Genomic DNA, 11,614 nt, shown 5'->3' with positions numbered 1-11,614 from the left:
ATAATATATATAACAAGCATAACATATAGAATAGATATATATAGTTAGGATTTAAAGGTGGTGGTGATTTGATTAAGATATTGTTTGATAGTGAGACTCCAATATATGTACAATTAAAAAATGAAATTATTAAAGCAATTGCAAGAGGTGAGCTAGAAGATGGAGAGGCTCTCCCATCTATTAGAGATTTAAGTGTAGATATTGGGGTGAATCTTCATACTATCAATAAGGCTTATAATCTTTTGAAAGATGAGGGGTATTTATCAATAGATAGAAGAAAAGGCGCTATGGTTAATGTTAATAAGGATAATAAAAAGGATTTCTTAAATTCTATAGATGAGGAACTAGAAGTTTTTTTATGCAGGTGCATATGTAAAGGAGTCAGCAAGGAAGAAATAATCAAGTTAATTAATGATAAATATGATGATATTAAATAGGTAGGTGATTTTTGTGAAGGCAGAAATTTTAATATTTTTAAGTATAATGATAATAACCTATATTCCCCTTTTATTTGTGCAAAAGTTTTCTCAAAGAGCTGTTTTTTACGGAGTTAGGATTCCAATAGGTTTTGAGAAAAAAGAAGACTTGATAAAAGAAGATAAAAATTATAAAAGGAATTTAAATATATGTTTTTTATTAACTGTACTTTTAAGTGTATTGATAATGATTAAAGTAAGTGAAGAGTACTGGTCAATTATACTTATATCTAGTGTATTTTTATTTATATTTGAGAACAGCTTGTGCTTTTACAAGGCTAATAAAAGAGTGAAAGCTATTAAAAGAAGAGAAAACTGGGAAGATTTATTAACTGATGAAAATATAGTGGTAGTGGATATAAAGGCTAAGAACAGAAATTATGGAAAGTTAAGTAAATGGTATTTTGCTCCTCCAATTTTGCTTTTTCTATTAGTGCTTTTTATGGCATTAAGAAACTGGAAAGAAGTAGAGATTATAGGATTGATAAGTTTCCTTTTTACAATAATTGTATTATTCTTTAGTTTTTTATCAATTAGCAAATCAAAGCAAAACTTAAATGGAGGAAATGTTGAAGATATAAGAGTTCAAAGTATAAAATTTAGAAGGATAATGTCAATATTTATAATTATGATTACCTATGTTATAGCCATACTTTTTACTGTAACAAATTTAGGAAATATGAATTTGATATCAACTAAAAATGAGTTTATTATCACAACAACTATGATTATATTTATTATAATTTTAGGACTTGCATTGAGTATATATGGCTATAAAGTGGGACAAAGCGGAAAAAATATTTCAATAGAGAAAGATGAACAGGATAAAGATACATTAATTGTTAATCGAGAAGATGATGATAATTATATTTTTGGTATGATTTATTATAATCCAAATGATCCAGCATTTTTTGTAGAAAAGAGAGCAGGAGTGGGTTGGACCGTAAATGTTGCACGTCCTATGGGAAAAGTAGCTATGGCTCTTACAGCATTGTTGATAATAGGTACTATTGTGATGGTAGTTTATACGTCTACTTCAATGAAAGTTGATTTACAAATAAGAGAACAAGTTGTAACTATTAAAGGTATGTACTCTGAAAATATAGATAGAAAAGATATAATGGAATTGTCTTTTGAAAAATCTCTTCCTCCAATAGCTGTTAAACAAAATGGAGGAGCCATTGGAAACAAAAAAGTGGGATACTTTAGAACAAAAGATGGAGAAAAGGTTAAATTATTTATAGAAGATGATAAAAATTCAGTAATTAAAATAGTTACAAAGGAAAAAACCATTTATGTAAATTACGAAGAGAAGGAAAAGACAGAAGCTCTCTTCAATGAGTTAAAGGATTTAAAAGATAAGTAGTTATATGAAAAAGATTCTACTGAAAGAAATTTCAATAGAGTCTTTTTTATTGGAATTGTATTTTTTTAGTTACTTGGCATAAATATTAGTCAATTATCATAAATATTGATTTATAATTATATTTGTTATATAATATATATAACAAATATAGCAATATAGAAAAGAGGGGATTCTTTTGGTAAACTCAGCATCAATAATTTCTGCGGGAATATCTGGAGCTATGTGCTTTTTGTTTCCGATAATTATACTGATATACTTTAAAAAGAAAGAAAAAATAAATTTAAAACCTGTTATTATAGGTGCTATTGTTTTCTTTATTTTTACACAAATACTTGAAAGACTTCTTCATATGGTTGTAATAGGAAATAATTTAATTAAAAATCCTATACTTTTTTCCATATATGGAGCATTAGCAGCAGGCATATTTGAGGAAGTAGGCAGATTTATTGCTTTTAAAACAGTTCTTAAAAATAATCATGAATGGAAAGACGGTATTGCTTTTGGAATAGGGCATGGTGGTATAGAAGCTATAATTATAGGTGTTGTTTCAAATGTACAATTTATAATATATAGTAATTTAATAAATATACAAACATCTGCTAGCAATTTTATAATTAGTTTTACAGAAAGAATATTTGCATTTGGGATACAAATAGCCTTAACGATGATAGTTCTATATGCTATAAAGTATAGAAAAAATATATATTTATTTATAGCAATATTGATACATGCAGTAATAGATTTTCCTGCTGCACTATACCAAATGAAAATAATAAACTTATTCATTGCAGAGAGTATAATATTTCTATTTTTTATAATATCATTGATATATTTAGGTAAAACGAAAAAAATCTTTACCGATCAAGTTATATAATTCAATAGCTATTAAGGTAAAAATGATAATCCTCATCAATTGACTTAAACATTAATGAGGATTATTTTCTATATTGACTCTCACATGATGTCAGGGTATACAGTGGGTTTATGGGAAAATAAAAATCATGTGGAGGAATGAATTATGAAAAATTTACAAGTAAGTCCTATTGGAAAAATTAACGTCAATGAGGAGGAAATGTTTATTGAAATTAAGCCAAAGTATATTCCAGCTCTACAGGCATTAGATGGGTTTAGTCATATTAATGTAATTTGGTGGTTTAGTGACTTTGATAATGAAGAGGCAAGAAATACACTTGAAGCAACACAGCCATATAAAAAGTCTCCAGATACAATGGGTATGTTTGCTACAAGGTCACCTATTCGTCCAAATCCTATTGCACTGACTGCAGTGCAAATTATTCACATTGACTATAAGAAAGGTATCATTCACATTCCTTATATTGATGCTAATGATGGCACACCTGTACTTGACATAAAGCCATATACACCAAGCCTTGACAGAGTTGAAATTCCTGGTGTACCAGAATGGTGCAGCCATTGGCCAAAAAGTTTAGAGGAATCTGGAAGTTTTAATTGGGAAAATGAATTTAATTTTTAGTTTTATATGTAGGTCGATAGAGGAATTATAAACTATCGACCTTTTTTTGTCATGTCAAGAAATAAAATTTAGAGATTAAAGAGGGCGCTAGTAAAAAGCAATAAATATAAAAATTTCTTTATTTATCATGTTGCTTAATGATATTGAAATATGTATTGCATCATGACTTGTCCAGGCCTGAATAAAGTATGTTGAAGTTTAATAGAACAAGCACTATAATATCTCGATATAGGGGTGATAGTAATGTTTAAGATAGGTGAGTTTTCTAAATTAACTCAAGTATCAGTTAGAATGCTAAGATATTATGATGAAACTGGTCTATTAAAACCTGCAAAAATAGATAAATTTTCTGGATATAGATTATACTCTACAGAGCAAATTCCTATTCTTAATAAAATTATTTTTCTACGGGATATAGGATTTAATGTGTCAGAAATTGCAATTGCTATTAATAACTGGGATAATGCGTTTATTACAAATCAACTTGAAAATAAACATTTAGAAATTGAGAATATCATTAAGGAAGAACAGGATAAATTGAGTAAGATAGAATTAGCAATGAAAGATATTCGAGAGGAAAAAATGTCAATCCACTATAATGTTACTATTAAAAGTATACCTAGCTATAAAGTTCTTTCTTTAAGAAAAGTGATTCCTAATTATTATGCTGAAGGTGAGCTTTGGAAAGAAATGTCTGAGTTTGTAGATGAAAATAATATTTCAATTTCCAATAATACTTTTTCTATTTATCATGATACAGAATATAAAGAAAGAGATGTTGATGTTGAACTATGCGCATTTGTAGATAAAACAGGAGAAAATATGAATGGATTTGTATATCGCAATACAGAACCTATACCAATAATGGCTTGCACAATGGTATATGGGGAGTTTAAGAATATTGCCAATGCATTTCTAGCCTTTGCTAATTGGTTACAGAAACATAATCAATATAAAATGACCGGTCAGAGCAGGCAAATTGTTCATCGTGGACCATGGAACGAGAAAAATCCTGATAAATACTTGACTGAAATTCAGATTCCATTGAATAAAATATAGTAATTTACATCTAAGGGACGGTTCATAATTATATCTTAAGTAAAATTATTTTATAAGAATAAAAATTTTAAGATAAACAGAATAACTGACGCAGAAGTGTTCGGCTTTCTGTGTATACAATATTATACTGATACCGATAAGTGGTTAGTACAGAAATAACATCATAATAACGAAAGAAGAGGATGAAAATGAAGACTTTAAGATAATTCATGGAAGTCATCTTTAAAAATTAAGAGTTGATAATGGAGAGTTAAAGAAGAAAGGATTCTGATTAAGCAGAATCCGTAATGTATTTTTAGAAGTTTTAGTATGGTTAAAATTTTATCTATACTTATCAATTATCAACTTAAAAATTGGTAAGAGATCCTAAAAACTATTCATCGTAGCAATTTTCATTCATACCATAAATATGATCTATAGGAACTGTAAACATTAAGCCTACACCAGGTCTTGAAATATCTCCAACTACGTCATTAACTGCTTTCATAGCCTTTTTAGCAAGTTCTTCACTTTGGATAACAGTAAAAATTGTTTTATTATAAGGTCTAGAACTATCTAGAAAACTTTTTAATGCTCTAAAGAGAGGTATATCTCCATTTTCACCATTAACTAAGACACTACCCATTCCCTGGCTATCTAAAATTGTTGCACCTTTTACACCAATATTTAAAAAGGAAGATAGAATATCATCTAAGTAATCAACTTCATTAAGTACTACAAATAATATGTACATTGTATCACCAACTTTCATCATATAAATCATATAATTAGTTATTTAAATTATATACAAAAAAAGAGTAATTTTCCAATGATTTCTAATGACTTCTATTATATTTAACAGGCTTGCCTTGAAACCTTATTTAATCCATCAACCTCTCCAGCTTTTTCTATGGCAATTTTGGCTAGAATAGGTCCTGAAATTTCATAAACTAATACGCTAAATAAAATAACTGTTGTTATGGCGGCTGCAAATTGTGGTAATTCTTGCTTTACTATTATGGATAATCCTATGGAAACACCACCCTGTGGCAATAGACTAAGTCCTAAATATTTAACCACTGCATCATCTGCATTTACAGCCTTTGCTCCTAAGAAAGCACCAAGGATTTTTCCTGTGGCTCTAGCTATAACATATCCTACACCTAAAGCACCAACTTGAGCTAGAATACCTAGATCTAAACTGGCTCCTGCTAAAGTAAAAAATAACAAATAAATAGGAGGAGTAAAATCCGTTATAAGTGTAAATACACGATTTGAATTGTGCATTAAATTTACAAGAGTTGCGCCAAGCATCATGCAAGTTAAAAGGGGAGATAAATTTAATAAATTAGCTAGTCCAGTGCTAGCAGCAATTGAGGCTAATACAATTGATAATAACTCCTCTTTACTTCGTGCTCTATTAGCTACAAATGTAAGTATAGCTCCTAGTAAAAATCCAAGTAAAAGAGAGCCTAAAATTTCTATAATTGGTGAAGTAATCATCTGTAAAAAAGAATGGCTTGTTGAATCAATAGATATTTTAGCTAAGGACATAGCAAGTCCGAAAAGCATAATTCCTACAGCATCATCAATTGCAACAACCGGTAAAATAGTCCTTGTAAGAGGACCGTGAGCTTTATATTGTCTAATTACCATCATTGTTGCAGCAGGAGCTGTAGCTGCAGACATAGATGCTATTACAATACTAAATGCAAAGGATTGATTAAATCCATAATAAGTCACTATAAATACCAATATTACAGCACCAATGGCTTCTGCTATTGTGATTATAAGGATACTTGAACCTACCTTTAGCATATCCTTTAACACAAATTCACTACCTATGCTAAAAGCTATAGTTGCTAATGCTACTTCATTGACAATTGAAAAGCTTGCCATGTCTTGTTCAGTAATTGTCCCTAAAAAAGATGCACCGATAAATAATCCAGCTACTAAATAACCTGTTACATTAGGAAGTTTAAGATATTTAGCTAATCTTCCTCCAATAACACCAACAAATAATACAATACTAATTTTTAAGAGTAAATCCAATGTGTATATCCTCCTATATAATATATTTATTTTATAATTATGGTTAATAATTACCCATAGCTAAAGACCACTAATGCCAGCTAGATAAGAACTATATAGATAAACTATCTAAAAAGTTAATGTATAGCCAAATATAGTTACCCCTTAAATATTCTAATTCACAATTTCAATTAATGGAGAATTGAAAATGGGCAATTGACATTTGTGATGGAAATTAGTTTTGATCAAACTTATTTCTTTAAATAGATTTTTGTAGCGGCGAACATTGTTCGCCATTTTTTATATGCCAAATATATGATAATGGGAATGGAGTTGGGTTTTGTGGAGAACACTGTTCTCCGCTACAGTTAATAAATTCTAGATTTCTCAGCTTCTGTTGAGAAATATCCAAAATTGTGAATTGAAAAAGTTGTGAATTCAATAGTTTTAATTATAATACTGAAAGGCATAAAATTTTTTCATAGTGGAACGCTACATTTGATAAGTTTAGCGAAAGAATGGTGGTATAATTTTAGAGGTTATATGTATATAACCTCTAGTTGTATTCTTATTAAAAGAACAAATATATTCCCTTTGGCTTACTTTGTAATTTTAGAAGAATGAGCGCATAAAAAAAGAACTTCTTATAAATATTTTAGGAGTTCCTCTTTTTATATAAGCCCTAATTTATATGTTTTTAATTAAAAAGTCATACTTGGAATATAAAAAATGGGTAGATACAACCAATTGTTTTATTTTACTTAAATTATAATTATATATAAAATGTCTTTAATTAAGTGGTACAACCATAGTATATACCATATGTAAAAATTTTTCAAATATTATAGAGAAATTACAATTATTTATTGTGGAATGATGAGAAATAGCTTTGTAATACAGATGAGAATGAGCAATTTTTATTAAAAAAACTCCAAAGGCTTTGTCAGTGGAGTTTTAACCATAATTCGTATTTTAAATTCTTAATTCATATTAATTTTGGAGCTGGTATATCTATATAATTTTATGCTGTAATACAGTAGCATAAAATTAGTTGATTCAATCTATAAAATAGCAGTTATTAAAATATTAACTGCTAATTTTCATTGATATCATTGATTGATAAAGCTCTTGGGCATAATCGTTTAGCAGGCGGATTGTGTTTCTCATATCACTCTCCGTAGTATCTGGGTGAAGTGCACAAATCCTCAAAACTTTTTTGGCGTTTAATTCTGTAGTGAAGACACCTGCATAGCCGTTATCAATGATTGCTTTAGAGATGTTTTGATTAAGTTCATCTATTTGTTTCTCTGTTAAGTTAGACGGAGCAAAACGGAAATTTACTATGGCAAGTTGTGCATGAGAAATGATTTCCCAATCTTTTTTCTTTTTAAGTTCATCCTCTGCCCATTCTGCAAGTTGAAATCCATGCTCTATTGCCTCACCAATGGCGTCTGATCCCATCACTTGTAGAGTAAACCATAATTTCAGACCACGGGCTGGTCGCGTAAGTTCCATTCCCATATCTCCATAGTTTACTTCCCCTTCTTTTGCTTCTAAATCCTTAAGGTATTCTGGATGGGTACTGAAGCTGTTGAACAGGGTTGATTTGTTCTTTACTAGAACCATACCACAGCCATAGGTTTGAAATAACCACTTATGTGCATCCCAACTGATGCTGTCTGCAGCTTCGATTCCTTTGAGTAGATGCTTATATTTCTTCGTCAACAACACAGAAGCTCCGTATGCGCCGTCCACATGCATCCATATGCCATAGCTATGACACAAAGAGGCGATTTCCTGCAGTGGATCAATACTTCCAGTATTGGTACTTCCGGCACTTGCAACCACAACAAATGGAACAAGTCCATCCGCCATATCTTTTTCAATGGCAGCTTTTAACTGATTCATATCCATTCGGAACCAAGGATCAGTAGGTATTTTTCTAATTCTGGTGTTTGGAATTCCAATAATGCGTAAGCCTTTTGCCACAGAGCTATGAGTTTGATCTGAAACATAGGCAACGCCTAAGTGTTGGTTTTCTTCTTTCAATATGGTATCACGGGCAGCAGTCAGTGCTGTCATATTCGCCATGGAACCTCCAGATACAAATAGTCCTCCTGCCTTTTCTGTATAACCTGCTTGAGAACAGAGCCAACTAATCAATTCCTGTTCGATACAACTTGCTGCAGGACTCGTTGCCCAGCTTGCAGCATGAATGTTGTAAGCGGCTGTCATAATATCACCAAGCCAGGATAGCATAGATGCAGGTCCTGGAACGAAGCCAAAAAATCGGGGATGATTTACGCAGGCTCTATATTTATAAACGTCTTCCATCATTTCGGTTACCACTGTATTTATAGGGCATCCCTCAGTGGGTATGCCAATTTTCTTCAGCTTTGAAATTTGGTTTTCATCTGCTTCTTGCATAATTCTGCTAGTAGCTAATTCTTGTTTGTCAGCACAAAATGCCTGAATAAAATCCTCAACTGCATGTTGTACTTGATTATTTAATGTCATTTTCTGTTTATTCATTCTATCGTCACCTTACATATATAGTATATTGGAACCGTCAAACTAAATGATTGACATCCCTCATTACCTATAGTAGCATGTAACTATATATTTGTGAAATTCATAGATTTCATAATATGCATTAAAAATATTAATAGGTGATGTATATGGAGTTTAGAAATATTGCAACCTTTTTGAGGGTAGCAGCAACGAGGAATTTTTCAAAGGCGGCAGAGCAGCTTGGCTACTCTCAGTCCACTGTCACAATTCAGATGCAGCAATTAGAGAAAGAGCTTGGGACACAACTTTTTGAAAGAATTGGCAAACATGTGAACTTGACAGATCAAGGTGAGGCATTTATTCTTCATGCTAATGAAATAATGAGGGTCACTAATGCAGCCATGACATTTGCATCTAATGCTGATGTTCCAACAGGATCTCTTCGTATTGGAGGAGTAGAATCTCTATGTACAGCTATACTTCCTGAACTATTGCTGCAATTTCATCGTGTTTGTCCTCGGGTAGAGACTGTTATAAAAACCGCTAAGACAGAAGAATTAATAGATATGATCAAATGCAATGACATTGACATTATGTTTACATTAGATCAAAAAGTATATGGTTCGGAATGGGTACGAGCTGTACAAAAGGATGAAGATATTGTTTTTGTGACCTCAAGTAGTCACTCTCTAATAGATGGACAAAAAATTGAACTACAAACTATTATAAAAGAACCTTTCATATTGACAGAAAAGGGTGGAAGTTACCGCTATGAATTGGAAAGAATGCTTGCGTCAAAGGAAATGGAAATTAGACCTGTATTGGAGATAGGTAATACAGAAACTATTATCCACCTTCTTGAAGAAGGCATAGGCGTTTCATTTCTACCTTTGTTTTCTGTACAAAAATCAATCAAACAAGGCACACTATCTCGCATTCAAACAGATATCCCCACCATTCAGATGTGCAGTCAGCTTCTTTATCATAAGAATAAATGGGTGACTCCACAAATGCAGGCATTTATTGAAATAGTTCAAGATTTTTATAAAAGAGAATAGAATAACAAAGCTGTCGCACTAAATAATTAGTGCGCAGCTCCTTGTGCAAAAAATAAATTCTAAGCTCCAAGAATTAAGGAGTTTATGGTAAAATCTTTGAAAGATAAAAAAACTATAATAGAAAAAGTTTAAAAGCTGCCTAATTGGATGTTCAAGTATTACTTAATTTCAATTTATGGACGAATCTTTAGTTTTGCAACTGAAAATAAAACATGGAAGCCATCTTTAAAAATTAGGAGTTGATAATGGAGAGTTAAAGAAGAAAGGATTCTGATTAAGCAGAATCCTTAATATATTTTTAGAAGTTTTAGTATGGTTAAAATTTTATTTATACTTATCAATTATCAACTTAAAAATTGGTAAGGAATTTTAAAAACTATTCATAGGAGCAATTTTCATTCATACCATAAATATGACCTATAGGAATTGTAAACATTAAGCCTACACCTGGTCTTGAAATATCTCCAACTACGTCATTAACTGCTTTCATAGCCTTTTTAGCAAGTTCTTCGCTTTGGATAACAGAAAAAATTGTTTTGTTATAAGGTCTAGAACTATCTAGAAAACTTTTTAATGATCTAAAGAGAGGTATGTCCCCATTTTCACCATTAACTAGGACACTACCCATTCCTTGGCTATCTAAAATTGTTGCACCTTTTACACCAATATCTAAAAAGGTAGATAGAATATCGTCTAAGTAATCAACCTCATTAAGTACTAGAAATAATACGTACATTGTATCACCAACTTTCATCATATAATTAGTAATTTAAATTATATACAAAAAAAAGTATTTTTCCAATGATTTCTAATGGGTTCTATTATATTTAACAGGCTTGCTTTGAAACCTTATTTAATCCATTAACTTCTCCAGCTTTTTCTATGGCGATTTTTGCTAGAATAGGTCCTGAAATTTCATAAACTAATACGCTAAATAGAATAACTGTAGTTATGGCGGCGGCAAATTGTGGCAATTCTTGCCTTACTATTATGGATAATCCTATGGAAACACCACCCTGTGGCAATAGACTAAGTCCTAAATATTTAACCACGGCATCATCTGCATTTACAGCCTTTGCTCCTAAGAAAGCACCAAGGATTTTTCCTGTGGCTCTAGCTATAACATATCCTACACCTAAAGCACCAACTTGAGCTAGAATACCTAGATCTAAACTGGCTCCTGCTAAAGTAAAAAATAACAAATAAATAGGAGGAGTAAAATCCGTTATAAGTGTAAATACACGATTTGAATTGTGCATTAAATTTACAAGAGTTGCACCAAGCATCATGCAAGTTAAAAGGGGAGATAAATTTAATAAATTAGCTAGTCCAGTGCTAGCAGCGATTGAGGCTAATACAGTTGATAATAACTCCTCTTTACTCTTCGCTCTATTAGCTGCAAATGTAAGTATAGCTCCTAGTAAAAATCCAAGTAAAAGAGAGCCTAAAATTTCTATAATTGGTGCGCTAATCATCTGTAAAAAAGAATGGCTTGTTGAATCAATAGATATTTTAGCTAAGGACATAGCAAGTCCAAAAAGCATAATTCCTACAGCATCATCAATTGCAACAACCGGTAAAATAGTCCTTGTAAGGGGGCCGTGAGCTTTATATTGCCTAATTACCATCATTGTTGCAG

11 protein-coding genes are annotated in these 11,614 nt (G+C 31.2%); 6 read left to right on the top strand and 5 right to left on the bottom strand.

Annotation, left to right across the window (positions count from 1 at the left end):
- The first annotated feature begins 68 nt into the window (after nucleotides 1-68).
- The 5 genes from B2W91_RS18530 (at nucleotide 69) to B2W91_RS18510 (ending at nucleotide 4,396) form a co-directional block, all read left to right on the top strand.
- Entirely contained in the window at nucleotides 69-437 is a 369-nt protein-coding gene (locus B2W91_RS18530) for a GntR family transcriptional regulator (RefSeq protein ID WP_291583616.1), read from the top strand.
- Between the two features lie 13 nt (nucleotides 438-450).
- On the top strand, nucleotides 451-1,842 hold the full coding sequence (locus B2W91_RS18525) for a DUF5808 domain-containing protein (protein WP_291583613.1): 1,392 nt from the start codon (nucleotides 451-453) through the stop codon (nucleotides 1,840-1,842).
- A gap of 175 nt (nucleotides 1,843-2,017) precedes the next feature.
- A complete protein-coding gene (locus B2W91_RS18520) occupies nucleotides 2,018-2,716 on the top strand; it encodes a YhfC family intramembrane metalloprotease (RefSeq protein ID WP_291583611.1) in 699 nt (232 codons plus the stop codon).
- Nucleotides 2,717-2,860: 144 nt separating this feature from the next.
- Nucleotides 2,861-3,337 carry a tRNA (N6-threonylcarbamoyladenosine(37)-N6)-methyltransferase TrmO gene (gene tsaA, locus B2W91_RS18515; protein ID WP_291583609.1) on the top strand — a complete coding sequence of 159 codons (477 nt, stop codon included), beginning with the start codon at nucleotides 2,861-2,863 and terminating at the stop codon, nucleotides 3,335-3,337.
- Nucleotides 3,338-3,580: 243 nt separating this feature from the next.
- Nucleotides 3,581-4,396: a MerR family transcriptional regulator gene (locus B2W91_RS18510; RefSeq protein ID WP_291583607.1), complete on the top strand. Its 816-nt coding sequence runs from the start codon at nucleotides 3,581-3,583 to the stop codon at nucleotides 4,394-4,396.
- Nucleotides 4,397-4,769: 373 nt separating this feature from the next.
- On the opposite strand, the gene B2W91_RS18505 is transcribed toward B2W91_RS18510, so the two are convergent.
- From B2W91_RS18505 to B2W91_RS18495, 3 genes are all read right to left on the bottom strand, one after another.
- Nucleotides 4,770-5,129, bottom strand: a complete 360-nt coding sequence (locus B2W91_RS18505; protein WP_291583605.1) for a hypothetical protein — start codon at nucleotides 5,127-5,129, stop codon at nucleotides 4,770-4,772.
- A 101-nt stretch (nucleotides 5,130-5,230) separates the two neighbouring features.
- Nucleotides 5,231-6,427: a cation:proton antiporter gene (locus tag B2W91_RS18500; RefSeq protein WP_291583602.1), complete on the bottom strand. Its 1,197-nt coding sequence runs from the start codon at nucleotides 6,425-6,427 to the stop codon at nucleotides 5,231-5,233.
- 1,065 nt (nucleotides 6,428-7,492) lie between these two features.
- Nucleotides 7,493-8,938, bottom strand: a complete 1,446-nt coding sequence (locus B2W91_RS18495; RefSeq protein ID WP_291583600.1) for a pyridoxal phosphate-dependent decarboxylase family protein — start codon at nucleotides 8,936-8,938, stop codon at nucleotides 7,493-7,495.
- Between the two features lie 146 nt (nucleotides 8,939-9,084).
- Here B2W91_RS18495 and B2W91_RS18490 point away from each other — a divergent pair, with 146 nt between their 5' ends.
- Nucleotides 9,085-9,975 (top strand): LysR family transcriptional regulator, encoded by an 891-nt coding sequence (locus tag B2W91_RS18490; RefSeq protein WP_291583598.1) that lies wholly within the window; start codon nucleotides 9,085-9,087, stop codon nucleotides 9,973-9,975.
- A gap of 376 nt (nucleotides 9,976-10,351) precedes the next feature.
- Here B2W91_RS18490 and B2W91_RS18485 read toward each other — a convergent pair whose 3' ends face one another.
- Nucleotides 10,352-10,711, bottom strand: coding sequence for a hypothetical protein (locus B2W91_RS18485; RefSeq protein ID WP_291583595.1), 360 nt, complete (start codon nucleotides 10,709-10,711; stop codon nucleotides 10,352-10,354).
- 91 nt (nucleotides 10,712-10,802) lie between these two features.
- The coding region (locus tag B2W91_RS18480; RefSeq protein ID WP_291583593.1) for a cation:proton antiporter at nucleotides 10,803-11,614 on the bottom strand (812 nt) is incomplete at its 5' end.

The organism is Clostridium sp. UBA6640, from assembly GCF_002455975.1.
GTDB lineage: Bacteria > Bacillota > Clostridia > Clostridiales > Clostridiaceae > Clostridium_J.
This window is presented reverse-complemented; position numbering and strand designations above follow the sequence as displayed.

What these genes read in the sequence shown, in the direction of transcription:
- B2W91_RS18495 (WP_291583600.1), bottom strand. Translation starts at nt 8,938, where the DNA reads ATGAATAAACAGAAAATGACATTAAATAATCAAGTACAACATGCAGTT.
- B2W91_RS18505 (WP_291583605.1), bottom strand. Translation starts at nt 5,129, where the DNA reads ATGTACATATTATTTGTAGTACTTAATGAAGTTGATTACTTAGATGAT.
- tsaA (WP_291583609.1), top strand. Translation starts at nt 2,861, where the DNA reads ATGAAAAATTTACAAGTAAGTCCTATTGGAAAAATTAACGTCAATGAG.
- B2W91_RS18485 (WP_291583595.1), bottom strand. Translation starts at nt 10,711, where the DNA reads ATGTACGTATTATTTCTAGTACTTAATGAGGTTGATTACTTAGACGAT.
- B2W91_RS18510 (WP_291583607.1), top strand. Translation starts at nt 3,581, where the DNA reads ATGTTTAAGATAGGTGAGTTTTCTAAATTAACTCAAGTATCAGTTAGA.
- B2W91_RS18490 (WP_291583598.1), top strand. Translation starts at nt 9,085, where the DNA reads ATGGAGTTTAGAAATATTGCAACCTTTTTGAGGGTAGCAGCAACGAGG.